The following is a 23347-nucleotide window of genomic DNA, read 5'->3' on the forward strand; positions in this document are numbered from 1 at the left end:
CGGCGCCGTCGTCAATGGCGCTTCGGCCACATCCCGCGGCGGCACAGACGGCCCAATCTCGACCGGCACCAACGGCGCTACACTCGTTTCACCGTGCTTGCAAAGCTCTTTGCGCCACCTGAACAGCTGGCTCACATGAAGGCCGGCCATGCGAGCCACCTCGGAAACAGTGGCTCCGGGCTCGAACGATGCTGCAACTAGCCGTTCCTTCTCATCCTGTGACCACCGACGCCGCCGCTCGACCGATGTGATCACCTCTGCCCGCGAAATCGTCATAGCGCTTCTCCTAGGATTACCCCTAGGACCTGCAGCGCTCGCGTCCGTCAAACAAGGCGGCCCTCAATGGAGGGATACCATGCGAGCGCCTCCGTCCGCGACGCCTGGCCCGAACATCCGGAACTAGTCCGGCAGGCCAGCTAGCGAGCGCAGCAGCGGCACGCTGTCTTTTGCGATGATGCCGTTGGGCAACTCCATCATCTTCTTCAACGCCACGTCGCGGCGCTCGCCGAGCTTGGCGCGGTCGTCGACGGTCAGGCCCTGCATGACCTCCTTCAGTCGCGAGGCGCCGAGGTTGGTGCAGTAGGCGGCGCTGCCCGGCTGTTGGCGCCAGGACGCGTCGAGATCGCCGGCGTCGACCCCGTCGAAGCCGATCTCCTCGATTAGGCCGATCACCACATCCTTGGCCCGCCGGTCGTCGCCCGTGACCGGCAGGGCGATGCGCTCCGGCGAGCCCTTGGGGCGCCCTTGATTTCGGAGGCTGTCAATCGAGATGTTGCTGAACGCCTTGACGACCGGTCGTCCCAGTTGCTCGGCGACCCACCTCGTCTCGGGCATGCCGCTTTCCAACGGCTCTATGCGTCCGTCACGCATGGAATAGTAGTTGCCAGTGTCGACCACGATGAGGTCGTGGCGCGCGCCATCGAATAGATTGGCCGGAAATTGCTGGATAGCCTTCATCGGCACCGAGATGATCAGTACATCTGACTGCTTGGCGACATCGACGACCGACACCGCCGTCGCGCCGACCTCCTCCGCCAGGTCGGCGAGAGTCTCGGGGCCGCGGGAGTTTGCGATCCGCACGTTATGCCCCGCGTCCTTGAGCTTTCGTGCGAGGCAGGCGCCGATGTTGCCGGCGCCGATCAGACCGATTTCCATGGTTTCTCCGTTCTAATGGCTTTGCGTCCTTGCGGCCCGCCCCTCTGGCAGACCTTCGGCGGGTCCCCCGCTGCGCCCAGTCAATGAATGTGACCTAGGCCAGATATGGGGCTATGCATGTCGAAAGCGCAAGAACGCCTAGCGACAGGACTTAGTCAGATGGGTAGGACTGCCTCGGACGGACAAATTCTGAGAGACAGCCGCAGGGTCGGAAAGGTGCTTGCGCGCGTTGGCGACAAGTGGAGTGTGCTCATCATCGTACTTCTCGGCGGCGGGGCCCGTCGCTTCAACGAGATCAAACGGAGCATCGAGGGCATCTCGCAGCAGATGCTGACAAGAACGCTGCGAGGGCTGGAACGTGACGGCGTTGTCAAACGAACAATACTTGCGTCCAGTCCCCCTCAGGTTGAATATGGTCTGACAAATCTCGGTCGGTCTCTAAGCAAGCCGGTGCTTGCCCTCGGGAAATGGGCGTGCGAGCACATCGAAGAGGTCAACGAAGCGCAGAAGCTGTTCGACGAGGGAAAGCGGCATGCGGACTAGCGCCGGAAGATGCTGGTGCGCCGCGGTGTGCGAACCGAATGACATCCGAGGAGCTCGCGCGACGACGAATGAGTTTCACGTCCTCTGACCGCCATGCCCGCTTTGGGTCAAACTCGGAAGTCGGAACGCGCAGCCGTGAGGTCCGCTTCACCCCTGACGTCGGACTTCGATAGCCAGTGCGGCATCTTCCGAAGAGGGCCACATCCCGACTCACGCGCCGCGGCAAATAGCTGCTTCGTTCGATTAAGTGGTGCCGAAGCAGCAAAGGCGGGTTGCGCTCAGCCCAAACTTAGTGCCGAAACTGCCGTGCTGCTTGAGCATATCCAATCCGGCGTTCGGGCGGAATTGGACATCGCGCCGTACCCCGAGCGAGTATCAGGCGCACGTCGTCGGCAAAGACTTGCTCCAGAACGTCCTGTTGCGCAGGACTTCCTCCGAGACGGTACATCCCTGTCGAGGATTGGTTTCAGGAGGTCGACGGCACGGGAGTGTTCACCTCGCCGATTCGCCAGCGCTCCCTCAGATATGGCCAAAGCTGTAGTTCCAACGACGGCCCCTGTCGCCAAGACCGAACGAGCGCATCGCATCAAGCGTCCTACGGCGCGGAACTTGCGGACGCGCCACTTTGCCCTATGGCCACTCCATTGCTAATGCCCTCGCTCGGGGACAATCTCGACTAACGAGCTGGTCATTAGGTGGATTTCGGCTTTCGAGGATCATGTGTCCGCTTTTCCGAATTTGCAGATCTTGCACAAGCTCATGGTCGCGTTTGCGGCAGTAGTTGCGATCATATTTGTGAGCAGCGCGATTGTATACGACAGGCTTCGCGTGATCGAAGCGACCAAAAATTTGCGGGTCCACACCACTGACGTGTTGGACACGCTAGACATGGCACTAGAGGCAATGTTGGATCAGGAAATCGGTGTGCTCGGCTATTTGCTCACCGGCGACCAGAAATTTTTGGAGCCCTATCGTAAGGGCGGCCAAGTCTTCGGCGTGGCGATCAGGAGGCTAAGGGACCTCACCTCGGACAACCGCGCTCAGCAGAGCCGGCTTGATGAATTAAACGAGCTCGCGACGAAGTGGCGCTCGGAGGTCGCCGAGCGGAAGGTCGCGCTGATGGCGAACCCAAAGACGCGCGAGGAGGCACACGCGTTGACGGCCTCGGAGGTCAGCAAAACCGCAATGGACCTCGTCCGCGGCAAGCTGGACGAAATCGACACGGTTGAGCGCGACTTATTGGCAAAACGCGACGTCGTGCAGAAACAGGCGTACGCGACTGCATATGCAATGACCATTCTCGGCGGCGCAGCCTCGCTCATGACCGCAGTGCTGATGGGCGTTCTACTCACGCGCACCATCACGATGCCGATCACCCGAATGACCAGCGCCATGGCAGCATTGGCCAGGGGCGACACCAGCATCGAAGTCCCCGGGGTTGGCCGGGGCGATGAAATCGGTGCGATGGCGGCGGCGGTTCGAGTGTTTAAAGAGCGCATCATCGAACGCGAGCGGACCCAGGCAGAGCTCGCGCACTTCAATCGCATCGCGACGGTGGGGCAGCTGACGGCCTCGATTGCCCATGAGGTCAATCAGCCGATTTCCGCGGCGGTCACCAACGCCGAGGCGGCTCTGCGCTGGTTGGGTGCCCACCCGCCCAACCTCGATGAGGTCCGTCAGGCCCTCACCTGGATCGCCGCGGACGGGAAACGGGCCGGGGACATCATCAGCCGGATCCGAGCCCTGATCAGGAAGGCGCCACCGCCCAGGAGCCGTTTCGACCTCAACGAAGCCGTCCTCGACGTCATTGCCCTGGTCCGGAACGAAGTGCTGAGGCATCGCGTCTCGCTGCAGACGCAACTCGCCGGGGACTTACCGCAGATCGAAGGTGATCGCATTCAGCTGCAGCAGGTGATCCTCAACCTGGTCGTCAATGCCGTCGAAGCCATGGCCAGCCTCGACGAGGGGGAGCGGGAGCTGCAGATCAGAACCGAAGCGGACGCCGTCGGCGGCGTGCTCGTCAGCGCGCTGGATTCCGGCATGGGATTCGAAGCGTCGAGCATGGACCACATCTTCGAAGCCTTCTACACAACCAAGCCCCATGGCATAGGCATGGGCTTGGCCATCTGTCAGTCGATCGTCGCGGCGCACGGGGGACGGATGTGGGCCACCGCAAATAAACCTCGGGGCGCCATATTTCAGTTCACCCTACCTCCGAAGCAGGCCGGGACTGCTTCCGCCGAGCACGATGGCCAAATGCCGTTGGGGTGAGGTTGCGGGTCTTGAGGAGCGAAAGCGTTGTGGCAATGTCAGCTGCGTCGCCTTGCGCTCGGATATCGCTTTGGGGCGATGATGGCGCTCGACCACGACGCTTGCTAGCACCCCGGCCCGGGTAGAGTCCGACGACGCCGACCTGTGCTGTGGAATTGGCCAAATAGCCGAACTCCTGTGCGAAGTTTGGCCGCGTCGAACGTGAACATCGCGGCGGCGCTGCCGACGTAGATGGCTGTTGCGGCCAGGCTTATTGAACTATTTGCGGACCAATCCGCGAAGTGGACCAAAGTCTTCAAGATTCTGAGACCACGGCAGCATGAGCCCGCCGATCGGCGGTTTCTAGCCAGGACCGTTTGGGGTCAAACTCGGAAGTCGGAACGCGCAACCGCGACGTCCGCTTCACCCCCGACACCGGACTTTCGATAGCCGGCGCGGCACTTCCGAAAAGGGCCAAAAGGCGACATGCCTGCGGCTGATACAAATTGGAGGGGCGCCTCATAATCCCGTTTGTTGAACAGTGCGTTGAATGCTCGAGGACAAGCGTTTTGTTCCTTTCTTCCATCGACGCCATCTCTCATGCTCCTTCCTCTCGCCGATTAGCTTATCTCGTCGACCCGGTCCGGGTAGAAGGCGACGTAATCCTTGATCTGCGCCATCGCTTCAAATGGCGTCTCATAGGTCCACACCGCATTGAGGGAGCGATCTCCGCCAGCCGGAATGCTGTAATAGGAAGCGTCACCCTTGTAGGGGCAATACGTCGTGTGTCCACTTCGCACGAGCGCGGCCATGTCGACATCCCGACGCGGGATATATTGAACGGCCGGATAGGAGGCTTCGCGAAGCGTCAGCGCATCGCAGGTGTCGGCGATGATCTTTCCGCCAACTTCGACCACGACACGAGATGGATTTGCCTCGATCGAAATGGGGTGGTCGGACCCCGGAATCTGCAACGCTTTATCAGCCATGATTTGCATCCTTTTCAATTGGAAACGGGTACCTCTGGACGCCGTGTAACTCCGGCGTCCAGAGAGGTCAGCGACTCTTGCCGCCATCGACGTTGAATACATGGCCCGTGATGAACGATGCTTCGTCCGACGCGATGAAGGCGATGGCGTTCGCGACCTCCTCTGGGCGGCCGAGGCGATCCATCGGAACAGTCGTTACCAAAGCCGCCTTGTTCTCCGGCGTGCCCGTAAAGCGGGTCAGCATGCCGGTATCGATGGGACCAGGCGCCACGACGTTGACACGGATCCCCGATCTGACGGTCTCAAGCGCCACCGACTTGGTGATGCCTTCGACCGCATGCTTGCTGCCGACATAGACAGAGGCGCCAGCCGCACCCTCGTGACCGTAGGTCGAGGAGATGTTGATGATGTTGCCGCTGCCCTGTCCTAGCATGACGCGCACTTCATGCTTCATGCTCAGGAGCACGCCGAGAACATTGGTGTCGAACGTCGCGGCGTAGCTTTCCGTGGTCTGGTCCGTGATCGGGCTGGGTTTACCCTCGGTGCCGGCGTTGTTCACCGCGATATCGAGACGCCCGAAGCGTTCGACCGTGCGGTCGACGAGACGGCGGACATCGTCTTCCTTGCGCACATCGGCCTGCACGAATTCGGCTTCGGCACCGAGCGAGCGGAGTTCGCCAACCAGCGCCCGGCCGGCATCCGCCTTTCGCCCGGAAACAACGACGCGATGGCCAGCCTTTGCGAACGATACGGCCGCTGCGCGACCTATGCCTGTGAGCGCTCCTGTGATCAGCACGACTGACGAGGACATGATTATCTCCTTGATAAAACGAGGTTTTGATCCGCCGGGCCGTCTCCGGAGGGAGATCGTCCGGCGTTGGACCCAAAATGGGTGCTCCCAAGGGTTTGAAAATCTGGCCATGGTTCCAAATATATCGGACACGAATGTCCGAAATGGAGTTTTGTGGATGGACAGTCTGGGATCACTCAATGCCTTCGTTCGGGCGGCGGAGGCCCGAAGCTTCACCGTCGCGGGACGGCAACTTGGCGTGTCGTCGTCGGCGGTCGGCAAGGCAGTGGCGCGGATGGAGGAGCGGCTCGGCGTGCGCCTCCTCCATCGCAGCACGCGCAGCATCACGCTAACCGCGGAAGGTGCGCTGTTCCTCGAGCGCTGGCGGCGCATCTTTTCTGAAATTGAAGCGGCCGAGCTTGAACTGACGCAGAAGCACGAGGCCCCGCGCGGCACACTGCGTGTCAGCCTGCCATTGGCTGGCATGCTGATGATGCCAACTCTCGCCGCGTTCATGCGGGCCTATCCCGAAATAAAGTTGGATCTCGACTTCAGCGATCGGGTCGTCGATGTGATCGAGGAGGGTTTTGACGCCGTGGTGCGCTTCGCTGATGTCGGCGACTCGCGTTTGATGTCCAGGGCCTTGGGCACATATCGTCGGCGCCTCGTGGCTGCCCCGGCCTATCTGGCGGCCAAGGGTGTCCCTCTGACCCCCGACGACCTCAGGGCTCATGCCTGTCTGCACCACAAGTTTCCGACCAGCGGAAAGTTCGAGCGATGGCCGCTGCGGGGCGAGCATGCCGGCATCGAGAGTGAACTGCCGAAAACGGCGGTGGCAAGTACGCTTGAGCCGCTGATCTGTATGGCCGAGCAAGGCCTGGGTATCGCCTACATGCCGGACTTCGCCATAAGCCGGCAACTTCGCGAAGGTCTGCTCGTCACCGTGCTCGATGACTACACCGATCGCTCCGGACCGCTTCGGGTGCTATGGCCGTCGAACCGCCATCTCGCTCCCAAGCTCAGGGCATTCGTAGACTTTCTCGCAGCGAATCTTGTCCCGGCCGTCGAAGGCGAAGCAGGATAAGGGTCGATCTCGATCGGCGCGGGGGGTGAGCAATGTCAGTGGCACTTTGTGACCGCCTCCGCGGTCCTGAGGTTAATGTACAGCTCGGATTTTGTGGACTGCGTAACAGGCAAGTCAGCCAAACTTTTCTCGGTCGTCCGCTTAGGGTCAAACTCGGAAGTCGGAACGCGCAACCCTGACGTCCGCTTCGCCCTCGACACCGGACTTTCGATAGCCAGTGCGGCTTGTCCGTGAAGGGCCAAACGCGGAAGTCGCCTTGGGGCGCGAGATATCTATGGTATCATTCCGGGCAGTGGCAAAGCACGGGAGGAATATAGAATGCTCCGGCACGTCATACTGATTTGTGCCTCGCTTGTTCTGGCGGCCAATCCGGCCAGTTCGCAGCAATCTCCGCCGAACACCGCGAATGCAAAGCAGATCGAAGCACTGGTCAACAAAGCAGCGGCTATCGTAGACACCAAAGGAAAGGCGGCTCTCTCCGAGTTTCGCGAGCGCGGAAGCGAGTGGTGGTCCGGTGACGTCTACATATTTGCCTATTCGCCCGACGGTACGGTGCTTCTTAATCCGGCCACTCCGGCTCGGGAAGGACACGCGTACCACGGAGAGACAGATAAAAAAGGCAAAGCCTTTCACGACGAACTGATGAAGATGGCGCAGACGAAGGGATCAGGGTGGGTTGACTACTGGCTGCCAAAACCCGGCCAGACTGAGCCGTCGCAAAAGTGGAGCTACGTTAAGGCGGTGAAAGCCGAAGGCGTCGCTTTCGTCGGCGCGGGCTTCTATCCCTAGTGTCCGGGTTTCAACTTAGTCGGCGACCGAGTTCTGCTCCGGGTCAAAATCGGAAGTGTCTCCGCCTTAGTGGCACGTCCGTTCTACCCTCGAAAGCAGACATGGAATTCGGAAAGCGCGGCCGGTAGCCACGTGTGCCAGCGATAAGCATCGGCATACGAAATCATGCAGGCTCGTCAAACATAAACGCTGGTTTACTGTTTAAAGGCGATCGGTGGCCGCTTGCGTTCGTCAGGGTGCGGTCAACGGTGTAAGGGCGGCAACATGTATGTCCGTGTTTTGAGCGAGAGCCGCTTGGCGGTCGGCAGTGATCCAATGGCCCCGTCTGCGTCCATTGACCTCTCAAAAGAGACCGTTGATCCGTATGATGAGCCAAAGGTTCAGACGCTCCTCGAACCTTTGCAGCCAACTAACATTGCTCGCGCTTCCCGTCGTTCAGGTGAGTATTGGTTGGAGATTAATCGCAATCGCTCTGAATTTGGCTCATTGCGCGAGTTGCTCGGAGAAGGGCTGCGATCGATTGAGGCCTCCCGTCCGGGCACGCTAGAAAAACTCTCACACGTGAAGCCAGGTACAAAACGTATCGTAGCTCGTGAGAGAAGGATGCTCTTCGATTCCGAACACCTTTGTGATGAATACGGCGACCAACTCATCGAAGGATGGTGGTACGGCACGAACAACTCGTCTCAGGAAACCTACAGATGGCTTGAGCGCGCTTGCGACTGTGCAGGATTAGAGTGGGGGAAGGATTTACGTACGAACTTATCCCATTGAGGTGACGCCGTTTGATAGTGCTATGAGCCGCGCGAATCTGAACATCACTAATGGGAAGGAAGCAACAGTGGCAAAGACGTACTCACTTGAAGATCTTCGATCGATGACCCCCGACGCCCGCGCCGTTCTCTACCAGAACGCCACGAAGCGATTGGATCAGGGAGGGCAAGCGATCGTCGATATGATAGAGCAGAATAACCTGTCGCTCAGCTCTGGCGACATGCTGAGTAGCGATCCCGACTACATTCGCATGGATGAGATTATTTGGGCGCACAAATCTGAAGCTCTCAAGGCGGTCGAGGCGGGGCTTCCCGCCCTAGCTGGCATCGAGCCTTTCATTTGCGAAGAGCTTGGCGAACGATACCGTCCGCAAAATGGAGGCACCATTAACGCCGGCTATCTCACGGCAGGTCTGATGAGACACCTCGGCTTTGTCGATGATGGCCCTGGACAAATGCCTCCGGGTAGCGTTGCGAAAACCGCAATGAAATGGAAACTGAAACCCCGGTAGACAGGCTTAGGTTTTCAGTGAGACAGCAGCGTCTTTCAATCAACAACCAAGCGTCCGAAGTAGAGTCGTTCAAGCGCTTTTCTAACGAGACCCCTGTCTCGGTTCCGCAGCCTCAAATGCCTCTAATAACAACCGAGCCCGAAAGCTCGGGCGGCAGCGCAGCTATAGTTATCCCGGAGAACGCGTATGTATCGGAACTGGTCGGGTATCAGGAAACTTCTCGCCCTTATGTCCGCAGTATTGAGCTGCATGTGAAGCCGTTTCCCAAACCTCAAGGTTGAGCTAAACTAGCGCGTCGCGATTTGATTAGGGTGCCGAGCGTATCGAGAAGTTAGCCGCGCTTCTCGGTTTTTGACGAAGGGTGGGAGGCGGTGATCTGACTAGCGGGGGCTGCTGATGGTCGATTATTTCATCTATGAAAATTGGACGCATGATCGGGCTCGCATTCACAAGGGCGAATGCGGGTACTGCAATGATGGCCGTGGGACGCAGGCCGGATCGTCCCCCCGCAACGGAAAATGGCATGGTCCGTTGAGCCGCGATGACGCATATCGATTGGCTACGGAGCTGAAGCGCGCGGACACAAAGGCTTGTCCGAATTGCGCGCCTTAGCGAGACCGGGAGAACGTGTATGGATGAAGCGCAAGATCATCTTACTGTAGCTGAGAAACGTTCTTGCCAATCGATCCGGACCAAGGATGCAACCCTGCGGGCTTTTGTTGAGCGAGAGCGCCTTTCCGACGCCCTCGATGTTCGGCATTGGCTTCGCTACCTGACCGGTATCAAGCATTCACTCGGAAACCTCAATAACGATATTGGCTTCGTTGCCACTCTGTTGGCGAAGGAATATCTCATTCGTCGATTTGGCATTGCGGATTTTGACGCGGCTGGAAAGGCACAGGGCGCATCCGGCATCGACATTTTGGCCCGAACCGCTGACGGCCGAACTGTTGTTGGCGAACTAAAGACGACGAAGCCTTACCAGCCCGGGTTTGGCGCGGCACAGCGCGCCAGCATTCTCAAAGATCTTGCGCGACTTGCTCGCACAACTTCCGATTGGCGGTTTATGTTTGTGATTGATCCCGATGCCTTTGGGGCTTTGTGCAAGAGTAATTTTGCGTCCAAGGCCCCCGGCGTCGAAATCGTTGATCTAGTCAGTGAGGCCAGTTTCATCTGCAAATGAAGTGTTACCCGCGTTCGTGTTGAAGTTCTCTCGCTTTTTTTAGAGGAACGATGCAATGATCCGGTTCAGCAACGACGATTTGAGTTATCTGGCGTGGATGGCGGCTCACCCCGATGGGTTTGTTTTGAATGTCCGATGCGTGGCTGACCCTGATTACGTTGTTCTACACCGGGCATCTTGCGGTAGCATCTCAACGGACAAGCAGGCGCCGGCAGCATTTACAGGACGCGGCTATGAAAAGATTTGTGCAGTCAGTGTGGCGGAGCTTGAACTCGCCGCCAAACGTGAGGGGCGGAATGATGGTTCGTTTTCGAAGCGATGCGGGCTCTGCCGGCCATGAGCGATAAACAGAGCATAGGTCGGTTTTCACCGAGCGGCGTTTTGATTGCAGATGATTTCAGAGACAATCTCATTATTGACAGATACGATCCCATTTTTGCAGACATGCGTGCGAGCAAGATTAAACATCTGAAAAGCGCAAACAGCGAAGATGCGGTTACTTGGAACGTTTTCCGTTCGCTACGTCAAATTGCGCCACAGGTGTGGCTGCCCGGCTTGTGGGAACGAGCGTTGCCAACGATAGCTTGTCCTACTGACCTAAGGGCTGTGGTTAAGCTATGGCAAAGCGTTCCGCCTCCACTCGGATTGCTCGACGGCGGAGACGAAGGACATTCCGAGATAGATGTCATCATAGAGGCGTCAACTTGGGTTTGGTTTATTGAAGCGAAGTATCGGAGTGACATTTCACTAGGAACAACCACGCGGCCTCAGCGAGATCAAATATTGCGCAATCTCGATGTTGGCAGTTGCTATGCAGGCGTTAGGGAGTTCTTCTTCAGCCTGTTGATTGCGAGCGAAGGCGCTTCACCAAAAGGGGTGGAAAAGATGTCCGAGTATGCCGACGTTTCTGTCCCGCGAGATCGGCTCGTTAAGCATCGTCCCGACGGCCTGAAAAATTTAAGGGCGGCTGGATTGCTGACTTGGGCCGCGCTTGCGGATGTACTCGCAGAGGCCGCAAAGGCTGCCCATCAGGATGATGAACGCATTTATGCGAAGCGAGCTACTGAATGGCTGCGCGAGCGCGGATTTGGCGGCTAGCGCCGTCGTGAAGAGCTCGTCTAGGTTGAGTGCTCAGCGCGGGCGGTCTTTATTTTTAGAGCGAAGAAAGTTGAAGTTCGATGCCGCTTTATACAATAAACCAAGACAAGCTAGAGCCGGTCTCCGAGACTTCTTACACGCAAGAAGCAATCCTGGAGAGGAAGCATCTTCAAAGCCTCTTGAGGCAACACATTGCCCCACTTGGTGATGACTTGATGGTCCTGTGCGATGAGTTCTCCAATTGGCAGGACAGTTCGCGCCGCATCGATATCCTCTGCCTTACCAAGGAAGCGCAGCTAGCAGTCATCGAACTCAAGCGAACTGAGGATGGTGGGCACATGGAGCTTCAAGCCATCCGTTATGCCGCAATGGTGTCGAGCATGACGCTCGATCAAGCCGTGCTCGCCCACTCACGTTATTTGAATGACGATCTCGAACGAGCCAAAAAAGAAATTCTGGAATTTCTGGAATTCGATGCCATCGAAGAAGTCGAGCTTTCAGGGGATGTCCGAATTGTTCTTGCAGCCTCTAATTTCTCGGACGAGCTCATCACGTCGGTGATGTGGCTGAACAAGAGCGGTTTGGATGTCGCGTGCATCCGCCTGAAGCCGTACAAACTAGATGGAAAGGTGTTGATTGATGCCACTCAGATCGTGCCGCTTCCCGAAGCGATGGACTACACGATAAAAATCCGTGAGCAGAGCAGGGAAAAGAGCAAGGTCAAAACGGCGAGACAGGAAATATTTAGGAAATTTTGGTCGCAGCTTATCGAGCGGTCTATCACTAAGAAAATCGCCCTACTGGCAAACCGCAGCACATCGACTGACCACTGGATTTCCGCAGGGATCGGCCGAGCCGGCTTTTGGCTTAGCGTTTCCCTCACTGAAGACCGCACCCGGGTGGAGTGCTACATTAGCGTGAAAGAGGGCGAACAGGCCAGTCTTGCTGCGTTCAAGGAGCTTTACGGCCAACGTCAAGCACTAGAAGCGAAATTCGGAGATGAGTTGGATTGGCAGGAACTGCCCGGTCGCAAAGGATGCAGAATTTGCAAAGACCTTAATGGAGGATGGCGGGCGCCCGAAGTTGAATGGCCCGCAATGCAAGATGCTATATTGGAGACGCTACATCGACTAAGGGGAGTACGCTCTCGGTTTCACTCAAAGGATCGGGTACGCGCAGTGAATTTAGTCACGCGGCAAAAATCCGGTATTGGCGCAAACGTCACAAGGGTATCTCCGATAATGACCGAAGCCTTGGAGGCGCACATCGCAGCATGAAGGCAGCTTTTATGTCCGCTGGGATCGGGCTGGCTGCCGGTCTCTGCGCAGAGTTCGCAATCGCTCTTAGCTACATAGCTAAAAATGGGCTCCCATCTGTCTGATGTTCGATTTCAGAAGTTCACGACCCGAGCACCGAACTATCATCACCTTCGTGACCGAAAGTTAAAGAATACCAAGGCGACCCAGTCGCTCACCTGACAGGCGCCCGAACAAGGATCGTCGACACCCAGCCAAACAGCGACATCGAAGAACCGCTTCGGGTGGCTTTATTGCCTCCAAGATCTAAGCCGCGACCTGAGAACGCCGCGTCCCTCCTAAACTCCTCTTTCGAAGCGCCAAAAGGGTAGTGTCTCAGTTTGAAATCTATCCGACCGGTTTCCAACCGGCGCGCCTCGCACTGATCGCGAGACTGTTTGCCTGACGAAGGAAAATAGCCTTCGGCTCTTTCATCGTGGCGAACTCGCTGATGAGATTTTCGACGTCTTCCCACGTCATGTCCGTTCGAAAATCGCTCGTATTTTCAGGTCCGAGGAAACGAACCTCTACGTTGCCATCCTGCTCATTGCGGATCACGCTGTATTCACGCCTCTTGAACGGCGATTTCCCCAATCGAACTAGTTCCATTCGCGCTATCCCTTGCCGGCTTACCGCTCAGTTTGAATATTTCCGAAGACGGAAGATGGCGATGGTTTCGTCGCCGACCTTGACGGTCTTTAGAAGCGAGCCGACGAACTGCTTGTTGCCCCTGACCTGCACAAGCCGCCAGCCTTGACCGGTTGACATCCGTTTCCCCCTAGTACCCGCCTTTCCATAGACGGAAACTTTCGTTTTCTTGACTGCCACTTTCTCTCCCTTGCGGGGCTTACCGCTAAACATTAGCCTACCAATATAATTATTGGAAAGCTGATTGGCGAAGTCGATGGCCACACCGTGGTCCATGAATTCCCCAGCGTCGAGGCCGTCAAAGTTTGGGCGCGCGGCGCTGGCTTGGTCGACTTTAAAGATCAGACGGCACGCGGAGAGGCTTGGCAAGGTTCGGATCAGTTGTGGAACCAGTCTGGACTACAGACAGCGGAACGACGGCAACGCGAGTTCAACCGCGATGCCGCCCGAGTTCGAGCTTTCCGAGGTATCGAAGATAAGAAGGGATATCTCTAGCGCCCCGAGGTCCTAAAGGCGAGAAGCGCCCCGGCGACGTGATCGGTGCCGCTGTCATGATCGGCAAGATCGTATAGGGACGGCCCGAAACAAGAGCGACTGCGGCCTTGGGTAAGCGTCGCGACTGTCGCAATCATCGTCGCGAACCCGCTGCAAAAATAAAGAACGGCCGCGCTATAGACTAGGAAGTGATCAGCGCCCACCACGTGCTTCACGAGTTGATTTAGTCGAGCAACCGCGCGCCTCGTCATGCGACAGCACCGACATCAGGCAATTGATGGCATATGGCGGCGACATTAGCATCGAGAGCCGGACCGTTCTCACGGCGGCCGAGCCATTCGATGTGGCCGGCGACGTGCGCCGGCCACACGCTCTCGCACCAGGCCAGAAATATCCCCCAATGCCCGCCGCGTTGTGTTCAAGAAACCGCGTTTACCATGTCGTCGCTGTCTTCGTTCCGCTGACCGAAGTAAGCACGGATCAGATCCCGCAATCGGACGCTGCGCTCATCTTGGAAGTCGGTGAGGTGGACCAGTCCCTGTACGTCGTAGACCAAATCGAGCGCTGGGTCGTATTGGCAAGTAATCAACACCTGCCATCTCTCGATGTATTGCCGATGCATCTTGTCTCCATGCCAGGCATGCGTGATCATTCCCGGGACGTATCCCACATTGCGTCGGATATTGACTTCAGCACGGCGTTCCCAGTTGAGAACTGCCGCCCGGTATCCTGGGGAAATGCCGTTTGGCAGCGAGAGGGCTGCTCGGCCAACCAGTCCCAGCGCCATATGGTGGTCGCCGGCGCCGAGAATTGCGACTTCCAAGATCCCGACCGTGTTCAGAAATGAGCGCCGCGCCGCCCACGCGTATCCCGGATGCCAGAACTGATACTTGTCGCCGACCTTCGTGCCCCGCGTGCTTGTCGGCGGCACCGCACCACCCTTGATGTACTGGTACATAAAGCTGGTGTCGGTCCGCACGGTTTGTCCCTGAGGACCCATGTCGATTGCATGGCTAAACATCTGCACGACATCAAAGTGCTGCAGCTGGTGCACGGTTTCGATAAAGATGTCGCGCCGCTGAAACTGAATGTCGGCATCGATCCACGCGACGTACTGCCAAGAGGGCACGACCCGACTCAGATGTTCAATGCCAAGCCTGATCGCGTTCTCCTTGACCCAGAGTTCCTGCTTCATCCGTAAGCGGAGGTGGAACGGATTATCGGCGTCGGTGATCACGAAGGGGCGGTCGCCGAAAGCGACCTCCACTGTAACTAGCACCGCGCCAAGCTCACGGATATGGGTAGCGAAGCTCTTGTAGTGGTCGTATCGCCGCGTGAAGCGCCGCGGATTAAAGACCACGGTAACCGCGTAGAGCTGCTGGTTGGATGCAAGTGAAGAAAGGCCAGTGGTGACCTTCATGGCCGCCTTGTGTTTGCTAAGCATCTCGAACCTCGTGAAGTTGCTCGCTGATGCCGCTTTGTTGAGCCTTGATGCCCGCAATGAGTAGGCCTAAGACCGCAAAGGGACCGCAAAGAGACCGCAAGAGACCGCAATGGCCCGCAATCCAGCAGTTAATTTCTATCGCCTTCGATTTGCGAAGCTCTTCGCGCGGCATCTTTTGGAAGGCACCGGCGCGAAAAACGGAGAGCGTTGGACCAATGAGGCTTTCGCAAGCAAGGTGCAAAGCACGCGGGTGGGAAATGAGTTCGCATCGCCAACCAGCGTAGGGAATTGGCGCAATGGCAAAAGGTTGCCCGCCAAGATAGAACCGGTTTTGCAGGCGTTTCCCGAGCAGGTGCGGGAGGAACTACGAAAGGCGTATAAAGCGGCGCTCGCGGAAAAAAATGATGAGGTCATTCGAAAGGCGAAATCGGATCCAGCTGGCGGAACATGGATTCCTCGTGATGATCAGTTTGCTCTAGATCGCACGGTGCGTATGACGGACAAGCGTGCCGCAGCGAATCCGAACCAGCAGCAGTTGCAATTTGCCATCCGCTTAATTGTCGAAGACTTAGCTAGTAGGGCGATGCACCTCTCCAATTCCCAGAGATGGGGGGGTATAACGACAGCAGTCGATGCGTTTCGGGCCGTAGTAGGTCTCGACCCATTGCAAGTTCCGGAACGGCTTGGGGAAGCCTATGCATTGTTGCTACGGATTGGACGATTTCTTGAGACGGACGCCCGTGTGCGGGCTGAGCCAATGCTCGCGGACGGTCCGCTCGACCCAGACATTTATGGTTCGCTTACCGATCTTGTGCGAACGGCCGCGCCATGGCTACGAGGTTTTCCAACGGTCGCGGCTATGGATGATGCAGCAGGAAAGGCTTTAGTGCGAACGGACATCATACAACCCGTTCGTGAATTCATCCGCATTGCGCGAAAAGAGGAAACTATTTCTGCCCACGATGCTGACGAGGTCGGATCGCTCGCCGAAGCTGCAGGCGCCGAAGATTTTCAGGGCCAAAAAGCTGCGGCACGCGCCGTTGGATCGGCGAAAAACCTTTTGCTCGCTTCTGCAGTTATCGCGGCTGCCCAAATCAAGGCAAGTTTAGAGGCGGATGCTCTTTCGCGCTCAATTCTCGCTCAGCGAGTATTCGCGTCTCTCGCCTTAGCTGAGGATCAGATCGAAGCCATTGCTTTGACGCTCCCAGACGATTTGCGTTACGCGTTGCGGGCCCTCATTCAGGAAGGGCAACAGCTTGGTAAAGCATCTTCTTCATCGCCGATCCGCAGCACGCCAAGGAGCTTCAGCTCCCGCGATCGCTTCCGTGACCTTGAGATTGCCCCGGAAATGGTCGTGGTACCGGCCGGAGAATTCATAATGGGCTCGGCAGATGGAGAGGGCGGTCAATACGAGCATCCCGTCGTACTCGTGAGCTGGCACGATGCGCAGGCGTATGTGGCGTGGTTGAGGGACCGGTCGGGAAGTAATTACCGGCTGCTGTCCGAAGCCGAATGGGAATATTGCTGCCGAGCCGGCACCGCAAGCGCGTACAGCACGGGTGGGGCCATAACAGCCGAGTGTGCCAACTTCAATGAGGAGTGGAGGGGTACGACCTCCGTTTTCAAGTATCCGCCCAATCCGTGGGGCCTTAGAGACATGCATGGCAACGTTTGGGAATGGTGCCAAGATAATTGGCACGACAACTATTACAGCAAGCCGGCCACGGACGGTTCAGTTTGGCGAGACAATGCTCCCCTCCGCGTTATTCGCGGAGGTTCCTGGGACAATCTTCCTCAGGACCTGCGCTCCGCCTACCGCGTGGGAGACCATCCCGACAGTCGCAGCATCGTTGTCGGCCTCCGTGTCGCTAGAACGCTTTAAATCCCTCGCCGTCCGGCGTCGAAATACCCGTGTCGCATCGCGGTAACCTCCTTCGGGCGGGAGGCTACCGACATTCCTTGGCGCTTCAGGATGCGTTCCTGCCAGATCGCTCGGTGCTCAGACAAGACTACTTGTGGCAGCTGGTTTCTGTATGTTGTGTTGGGAGCTCGAGAGAAATGTTCGGAGTCATCGCGCATGGAAAGAGCAGCCAAACACAACAGGCAACCGCAGCGCCCAAGTGCCGAAGCGATCAGAAAGATTGCCGAGGACAAGCGGCGCTCGCTTGCGTCCCGACCTCCGGAGTCGGAGCGCAAGCGCTCCAAGCAGGTTGAAGAAGCTTTCCTAGACGGATTGCGCGGTGGCTGGTCGGTGTCAAAGTCTGCGTGGGCAGCTGGAATACATGAGCGGACCGTCAGACGTTGGAAAGCTAATTCAAGTGCATCTGGACAAGAGGACGGCTCCTATAAGGATGACTTTGCGGAACGTTGGGCGCTTGCCTATGAGGCCGGCGTCGATAAGCTAGAAGACGCCGCCATCCGTCGCGCGGTGGAAGGCGTTGAGAAGCCAGTTTATCAGGGTGGTGTTCTCGTGGGCTCAGTGACCGAATATTCCGACACGCTGCTTGGCCTGATGCTGCGCGGCAAGCGGCCCAAGGTATACAACACCGAGCGTCACGAGCACACCGGCAAGGACGGCGGCGCCATCAGCATGAGTCTCCATATCGAGTTCGTTGAGCCTGGGGACAAGAAATAAGCGAAATTACATGAGGGCGATCGGAAGGTAGCGCAGCATTATGACATCGCGCCATTACCGTGCCAGGGGATCTACGCGCGTGCGTGGAATTCCGACCGGTCCGGTCCGAAGTACCTCGACGCACTGATGACGCGGGGCTCGTCGTCCGAAGCCGCGGACGGATCGAGGTGCAGCCCGAAGACACGCGCGAGCGCGCGAGGTTATCATTCTACTACATTCGACTATTTCACGCGCGGGGGCGGGAATAGCGGGCGTACGAGACCACCTTAAGATAATCGTTGAAATTCGCTCGGACGCGACGCGGCCGCCGTAGTTCCCCTAATTTCACTCGGATCTTATTGATGACGGCCCGAGACAAGAACCAGCCCATCCCTTCGCCAATCACGTGCGAGACTGCAATTGCTTGGTTTAGGCAGACCAAATCTTCCAGATTTTCCGGGGAGGCAACAGACGGAGACGTGTCGTCGTTCGTCAAGATCGTCAACGACCTGCCGGCCTATAGCGAACGAGAACTGAAAATCATCGATCCGGAACTCCCGATAGAGCAGCTAACCGAGTTCGACGAGCTAAACGCGACGGAGTTTGGGCAAGTTCCCAGCTTTCAGCATGCTTTGACGACGTTGCGCCAGAAACTTCCTGACGTGATAAACACAATTCAACGCAACGATATGGATCCTCTAGGATTACACAGACTGAAACAATTAGAAGCGGCCCTGACAAATCTGGCTAAGGACGCAGCCTACTTTTTCGATCGATCCAAACCGGGCGGCAGGGATCAGTCGTGGCACGTGCACGCCCACGTCCTGCGGCCTCAAATTGAGGGAATCTTGAGAAAGCTTGGACGGGCACAAATATCTGTAAACCCAAATGGGCCACTAGTTCTCGTATTGGCTTTTGCGCTGAAAGCGACCACGGGCCGAAAGTTCGCTGAGCATACGATTTCCACTGAACTTAAAAGAGCCAGACGCCGGAGGGGTTCACGAAGCCACCCCAAACCGTGAACCCCTATTAGGCGCCCCCCTAATCTTTATCCTCGCAGCACCCCAACCCGCTTCGAGGAAATCAGACGTGAATATTTCTTTTCCAACCGAACACGAGGCACCTGAACCGCTGTTGACCATAGGCGCTGCTGCGGGCCGCCTTTCACTGCCGCTGTTCAAGGTCCGAAGAGCCGCAAAAGCGGGTTTGTTTCCGACTTACACACTGTTCAATGGCCGGCGCTTAGTCCGACTTTCCGAGGTGATTGCGGCGATCGATGCTTCCCGAAGCGGAGGCTCCAATGACAAGTGAGTCGCACGAAGCCTCCGACTTGCCTCGTGATCCAATGGACGAGTTCGATCTTCGGGAAGCGGCGGTGCTGGCCGCTCGGCTTGGCCTATACCCCGTCATGTCGATCCGGTTGACGGTTGTCATCGAAATGCCCGGCTACGGCCGCTGTCGTACTCATTTTCCACGCGAGACGGACCAATGAGTTTCCCGTTTGGCAACGACGCCGAGAGGTACTGGGCGAAGCCTCTCAGCGTCATTCCGTTGGAGCCGGCGACGAAGAGGCCGGCGTTCGAAATTACCAACTGGACTGGTTACTGCGACAATTTGCCGAAACCAGATAAACGAGCGCGCTGGCTGACCACATGTCGCGATCACGGAATTGGCCTGTGTCTGGGGTGGCGAATTTCCAGTGACTTTCGTATCGCAGCCGTGGACGTCGACGACAATGCTCTCGTCCGAGTAACAGAAGCCATTTTAGGTAGCTGCATCTGCGCGAAGCGCGGTCAGAAAGGAATGACCTTCTTCGTCAAGGTGCCCAATGGCGCCCGAGTAAAATCGACCACGATCAGCAATTTTTCGAACAAGGGCGTGATCGACATTCTGTTCGGTGGCAAGATGACAGTCCTTCCCCCGTCCATCCATCCGCTGACGCGACTGCCTTACGTCTGGTCAAGTTTGCCTCTGTTAGACATCGACTTTGGAAACCTGCCGGTTCTCGATGACGTAAAGCTCAATCTATTGAGGCTGGTGATCGGCTCCGAGCATGCGCCGAGCATTTTGTCGGGTGAGAACACGCATGAGCCAGGATTGCGCCTAACTGCCCAACTGGTCAGTGCAGGCTGCGAACACGATATAATAGAGAAGATTTTTGAAGCTCTATTGCCCATAAGCTATGACGGCAACTCGCTCGTTGAACTGTCCGAATGGATTCGCAGTGCTCAATCCAAAAACTTTGGAGCTACTGAGCGAGGCGAAAAGAGGCCGTCAATAGCTAGCCGACTTTTCGCGTACGTCGAAGCATCCGGAGCAACTCTATTTCACGATGAGGGAATGAAGGGCTACATGTCTGTTCCTTCGGGCGGTGGGATCAGGCATTTCGGCTTGAGATCGTCTGAGGCCGCCATGTGGCTGACTAAATTATTTTATGATGCCGAAAAGACAGCGGTCGGCGCTCGCGCGCTTGAAGAGGTGGTCTCCCTGCTTACTGCGAAGGCGCAGTTCGAGGCTCCGCAGTATAAGACTTATCTTCGGGTCGGTGGAACGAGGGAGCGCATCTCGATCGATCTCGGCACAGATGATGGGTCTGCAGTCATCTTGACGGCGGGCAGATGGGTGATCGCGCCGGACAACGAAACAAAGCTCGTTCGTTCGGCTGGATTTGCAAAATTACCCGAGCCCACAAAAAGCGGTGATTTAAGCGACCTAAGAAGTCTCCTGAGCCTCGACGACGATGCATGGGTGCTTGTCCTTGCATTTCTTTTGCTTTGTTTGCGACCGAGCGGTGGCTTCATGGTTCTGCTTGTGGAGGGTGAGCAGGGAAGCGGTAAGAGCTTCCTGTGTATGGTCATTAAGAAAATCATTGACCCAAACCAAGTCGAGAAGGGACGGCTACCAGATTCAGAGCGCGATCTGATGATCCACGCCAAAGACTATTTTCTTCTCAGCTTTGATAACGTGTCGGGGATGAAAGGCGACATCTCCGACGCTCTTTGTATCTTGGCGACAGGCGGGGGTTTCGGAACTCGCAAGCTCTACACCGACGACGAGCAGTTCGTATTCAATTTTTGTCGACCCGTCATGATCAATGGTATTGCTGATTTCGTTAATCGCCCTGACCTTTTAGAACGCTCAATCCCTCTCCGGCTAACCGCCATGTCCGACCATGGGAGGCGGACAGAGGAGGAAATGCTGGATGAGATTGACAGAATTCTCCCGGGCATACTTGGCGGGCTTTACGAGATCGCTGCGCGTGCCATTGGTGCCAGGCCTGATACATCCGTTAGGCCCACTCTCCGTATGGCAGACTGTGAACGGTGGCTCCTCGCATGCGAGCCTCACACTGGTCTAGAGAAAGGGAGCTTTATCAGAGCGATCCGAAATGCTCAGGACGAGATCTCGATCGAAAGAGCGCAGAATGATGTCGTCATTGCACCTTTGCTAGCCCTGCTGAAAGACGGCCCGTTCGAAGGGACGGTCGCCGAGTTGCACCAACGGATTGCCTCAGGTGATCAACGTGCCGATCGCTATTTTCCGCCGACGCCCGCCCATCTGTCAAAGCATCTCACCCGGCTGCGGCCCGCTATGACTAAGGCAGGCGTCTTGTTCGCGTTCGGTCCCAGAACGCACCAGGGTAGGAAGTTGAGGGTGTGGCTGGTGGGACAGGAGGGCAAGGCGGCGACGCCGTCGCCCTTCTCTCCTGGCTATTGACCGTTGGGTGCGGCGTGACGCCGGTGTTGCCAGAAATAGGGGATTTCACCTTCTTCCAATGGAAAGGAGAGGGAGTGGAACCCCTCCCCTTGGGTCACGCGCGCGAGCGCCTGCTGCGGCAAACAGCGTCACGAGCATCACACGGGGGCGACCCCATCATCGCTCGTGATGGAGCCAATGCCGTCCGACACGGGCCGAGAGGGGCTTTGGGGGCTCTCGGTTACATCCCCGGTTGCAGCGGACTGCGCTCTGACAACTCCGGAATAATTGCAGCCGTCCTTCGACCGAGTTTTTCTCGTCGTTTTTGAATGCGGGGCAGCTATATGGGTAGCTCGGTCAATCTCACGAGGCGCGAGAGAAAGCGGAAGCTCCAGAACGGGGCCACCGTAGTACAGACTCGCTATGTCTTGAATTATCGAGAGCCACGTACCGGTAGACGCCGCCAACTGTTCTTCGAGAAGCAGAAGGACGCCCAGGCGCGTCGTAACCAGATCATCGCCGAAATCGAGACGGGAACGTACGCCGCGGACCGCAATCGCGCCGTGACCGTGCGGGAAATCGTCGCCCGGTGGCTGGAGAGCAGACAGGGCGAGATCAAGGACGGCACCCTCGACGGATACCGGAGAAGTGCGGCCAACATCGTCGGCCCTCTGCTGATCGGAACGCCCCAGGAGCGGACCCACTACGCGCTGACGGGGGAAAAGCCAGAGCAGGCCAAGACGGCACGTCTCCTGGGCGATTTCAAAGTTCAAGAACTAAGTACCAGCGACATTCGGTCTTGGCATAAACTGGTAGCTTCCAAGGTGGGCTGGTACTCGGCCAACCGAGCCAAGATGTTTCTTGGATGTGTTCTCGCTCTGGCCGCCGAAGACCTCAACATCCGCCCGCCGGCCATGCCTCGAAATCTCGGGCGTGGGAAGCCGAAGACCAAAAAGGTCCTACTGACAACCGAGCAGGTCTCGAAGGTCGTCCAAAATGCCCTTCGTGACCGCGAGCGGGGCCTCTACGTCGCTTTCCCGTTCCTTGCCGGCACGAGGCCCAGTGAGCAGCTTGGGCTGCTCTGGGAGGACGTCGACTTGGAGGCGAACGTCATTCGCATCCGCCGCATGCAGGAGCGCGACGGCACCATCACCAACCTGAACAAGACTATCGCCGGAGCCCGCGACGTGCCCATGGGTAACCTGCTACGTAGCTTGCTGCTTGAGTGGCGGGTCGCCTGCCCGCGTCGTGACGGCCAGCTGCATCGTGTGTTTCCCGGCCTAGGAAGCCCCCAGGAATGGCCTCTGCCACGGGTCGGGGGTGGCGGCCCCCTGCTCTATTGGAATTTTCGACGACGGTTCTGGGTGTCTACCCTGAAGAAGCTCGGGCTGCCGCTGGTGACGCCTCATAGCGCGCGCCATTCGTTTATTTCGACATTGCAGGCGCAAGGTATCGAGGTTGGCCTGGTCGCGAAGATCGCCGGCCACGCGAACGCCAATGTCACGCTGGGGCACTACACGCAGGCCGTCCGGGGTGGGGAAGCTGCGATAGCCGCGCTTGAGGGCGCATTCAGCAGCAGCTCGTGACGTCCGGGCAGCAGTATCTGTTGACGCGAGACTTCGTTAGAACTGGCTTCTCGCCCCGAACACCCGTTAGCGTAGATAGTCGCCCGTTAAGAAGCTTCCAGGCGACTGATCTGGAATCGTAATTTGGCTGGAATGACGTTCTGAGATTGCAAGGTTTTGGTGTTTTGTGCATCGGAAGCTTGCAATTTCGTTTTCGAGATTCCCTCGACGGGCGAAGCATGATTCCCTGTCCGCATCGGAGGGCACGATGCGGCCGAAGAAGCACAAAACGACGGGAGCGAACGATTTTTTCCGGGCGCGGCTCGACCAGATCATCAATCTGAAGCACGAGCTGGTCCGGCTCACCGGCAAGATCGATTGGGACTGGATCGACGGCGAGATCGCGCCGCTCTACAGCGAGAAC

At 57.4% G+C, this 23347-nt stretch carries 23 protein-coding genes and 1 pseudogene; 17 read left to right on the forward strand and 7 right to left on the reverse strand.

Translation table 11 applies throughout. The features are described from left to right. Positions 1-276: transposase (locus K359_RS0141510; protein WP_029084459.1), on the reverse strand; the 276-nt coding region annotated here is incomplete at its 3' end. A gap of 123 nt (positions 277-399) precedes the next feature. Further along, positions 400-1155, reverse strand: coding sequence for an NADPH-dependent F420 reductase (locus tag K359_RS0141515; protein WP_029084460.1), 756 nt, complete (start codon positions 1153-1155; stop codon positions 400-402). 159 nt (positions 1156-1314) lie between these two features. On the opposite strand from K359_RS0141515, the gene K359_RS0141520 reads away from it, so the two are divergent. Both K359_RS0141520 and K359_RS57795 read left to right on the forward strand, forming a co-directional pair. Further along, the gene (locus K359_RS0141520; RefSeq protein ID WP_029084461.1) at positions 1315-1698 is read left to right on the forward strand and encodes a helix-turn-helix domain-containing protein; all 384 of its coding nucleotides are present in this window, start codon (positions 1315-1317) and stop codon (positions 1696-1698) included. 720 nt (positions 1699-2418) lie between these two features. Next, positions 2419-3969 (forward strand): CHASE3 domain-containing protein, encoded by a 1551-nt coding sequence (locus K359_RS57795; RefSeq protein ID WP_156928964.1) that lies wholly within the window; start codon positions 2419-2421, stop codon positions 3967-3969. Between the two features lie 599 nt (positions 3970-4568). On the opposite strand, the gene K359_RS0141530 is transcribed toward K359_RS57795, so the two are convergent. Then, positions 4569-4937 (reverse strand): DUF427 domain-containing protein, encoded by a 369-nt coding sequence (locus K359_RS0141530; RefSeq protein ID WP_029084462.1) that lies wholly within the window; start codon positions 4935-4937, stop codon positions 4569-4571. Positions 4938-5004: 67 nt separating this feature from the next. Beyond that, on the reverse strand, positions 5005-5748 hold the full coding sequence (locus K359_RS0141535) for an SDR family NAD(P)-dependent oxidoreductase (RefSeq protein ID WP_029084463.1): 744 nt from the start codon (positions 5746-5748) through the stop codon (positions 5005-5007). Positions 5749-5905: 157 nt separating this feature from the next. Between K359_RS0141535 and K359_RS0141540 the strand changes: the two genes are divergently transcribed. The 8 genes from K359_RS0141540 (at position 5906) to K359_RS57800 (ending at position 12443) form a co-directional block, all read left to right on the forward strand. Next, a complete protein-coding gene (locus K359_RS0141540; RefSeq protein WP_029084464.1) occupies positions 5906-6811 on the forward strand; it encodes a LysR family transcriptional regulator in 906 nt (301 codons plus the stop codon). A 318-nt stretch (positions 6812-7129) separates the two neighbouring features. Next, complete coding sequence (locus tag K359_RS0141545) at positions 7130-7600, forward strand: cache domain-containing protein (RefSeq protein WP_029084465.1); 471 nt, start codon at positions 7130-7132, stop codon at positions 7598-7600. 264 nt (positions 7601-7864) lie between these two features. After that, on the forward strand, positions 7865-8374 hold the full coding sequence (locus K359_RS62230; RefSeq protein ID WP_156928965.1) for a hypothetical protein: 510 nt from the start codon (positions 7865-7867) through the stop codon (positions 8372-8374). Between the two features lie 67 nt (positions 8375-8441). Then, positions 8442-8885 (forward strand): hypothetical protein, encoded by a 444-nt coding sequence (locus tag K359_RS54920; RefSeq protein WP_063618990.1) that lies wholly within the window; start codon positions 8442-8444, stop codon positions 8883-8885. Between the two features lie 631 nt (positions 8886-9516). Next, entirely contained in the window at positions 9517-10068 is a 552-nt protein-coding gene (locus tag K359_RS0141555) for a hypothetical protein (RefSeq protein ID WP_029084466.1), read from the forward strand. 55 nt (positions 10069-10123) lie between these two features. Continuing rightward, complete coding sequence (locus K359_RS62235; protein WP_156928966.1) at positions 10124-10408, forward strand: hypothetical protein; 285 nt, start codon at positions 10124-10126, stop codon at positions 10406-10408. Next, on the forward strand, positions 10405-11166 hold the full coding sequence (locus K359_RS0141560) for a hypothetical protein (RefSeq protein ID WP_156928967.1): 762 nt from the start codon (positions 10405-10407) through the stop codon (positions 11164-11166). The genes K359_RS62235 and K359_RS0141560 overlap by 4 nt, the downstream gene beginning before the upstream one ends. 80 nt (positions 11167-11246) lie before the next feature. Then, on the forward strand, positions 11247-12443 hold the full coding sequence (locus K359_RS57800; RefSeq protein WP_051346706.1) for a DUF4268 domain-containing protein: 1197 nt from the start codon (positions 11247-11249) through the stop codon (positions 12441-12443). A 366-nt stretch (positions 12444-12809) separates the two neighbouring features. Here K359_RS57800 and K359_RS0141570 read toward each other — a convergent pair whose 3' ends face one another. The 3 genes from K359_RS0141570 to K359_RS0141585 form a co-directional block, all read right to left on the reverse strand. After that, entirely contained in the window at positions 12810-13070 is a 261-nt protein-coding gene (locus K359_RS0141570; protein WP_156928968.1) for a hypothetical protein, read from the reverse strand. 27 nt (positions 13071-13097) lie between these two features. Continuing rightward, entirely contained in the window at positions 13098-13478 is a 381-nt protein-coding gene (locus K359_RS0141575) for a hypothetical protein (protein WP_029084469.1), read from the reverse strand. Positions 13479-14022: 544 nt separating this feature from the next. After that, positions 14023-15024, reverse strand: coding sequence for a hypothetical protein (locus tag K359_RS0141585; protein ID WP_156928969.1), 1002 nt, complete (start codon positions 15022-15024; stop codon positions 14023-14025). 133 nt (positions 15025-15157) lie between these two features. Between K359_RS0141585 and K359_RS65035 the strand changes: the two genes are divergently transcribed. The 7 genes and pseudogenes from K359_RS65035 to K359_RS62250 form a co-directional block, all read left to right on the forward strand. Next, positions 15158-16930 carry a formylglycine-generating enzyme family protein gene (locus tag K359_RS65035; RefSeq protein ID WP_245284881.1) on the forward strand — a complete coding sequence of 591 codons (1773 nt, stop codon included), beginning with the start codon at positions 15158-15160 and terminating at the stop codon, positions 16928-16930. Between the two features lie 195 nt (positions 16931-17125). Next, positions 17126-17683 (forward strand): hypothetical protein, encoded by a 558-nt coding sequence (locus K359_RS62240; protein WP_156928970.1) that lies wholly within the window; start codon positions 17126-17128, stop codon positions 17681-17683. Between the two features lie 341 nt (positions 17684-18024). Beyond that, positions 18025-18684, forward strand: a complete 660-nt coding sequence (locus tag K359_RS0141600) for a hypothetical protein (protein ID WP_029084472.1) — start codon at positions 18025-18027, stop codon at positions 18682-18684. A gap of 67 nt (positions 18685-18751) precedes the next feature. Further along, positions 18752-18973: a hypothetical protein gene (locus K359_RS62245; RefSeq protein WP_156928971.1), complete on the forward strand. Its 222-nt coding sequence runs from the start codon at positions 18752-18754 to the stop codon at positions 18971-18973. A 177-nt stretch (positions 18974-19150) separates the two neighbouring features. Continuing rightward, positions 19151-21379 (forward strand): bifunctional DNA primase/polymerase, encoded by a 2229-nt coding sequence (locus K359_RS0141610; RefSeq protein ID WP_029084474.1) that lies wholly within the window; start codon positions 19151-19153, stop codon positions 21377-21379. A 323-nt stretch (positions 21380-21702) separates the two neighbouring features. Beyond that, complete coding sequence (locus K359_RS0141615) at positions 21703-22944, forward strand: site-specific integrase (RefSeq protein WP_198031259.1); 1242 nt, start codon at positions 21703-21705, stop codon at positions 22942-22944. Between the two features lie 247 nt (positions 22945-23191). Then, positions 23192-23347 (forward strand): annotated as a pseudogene (locus K359_RS62250) (IS5/IS1182 family transposase); the annotation flags it as partial.

It is taken from the genome of Bradyrhizobium sp. th-b2, from assembly GCF_000426785.1.
Taxonomy (GTDB): domain Bacteria; phylum Pseudomonadota; class Alphaproteobacteria; order Rhizobiales; family Xanthobacteraceae; genus Bradyrhizobium; species Bradyrhizobium septentrionale.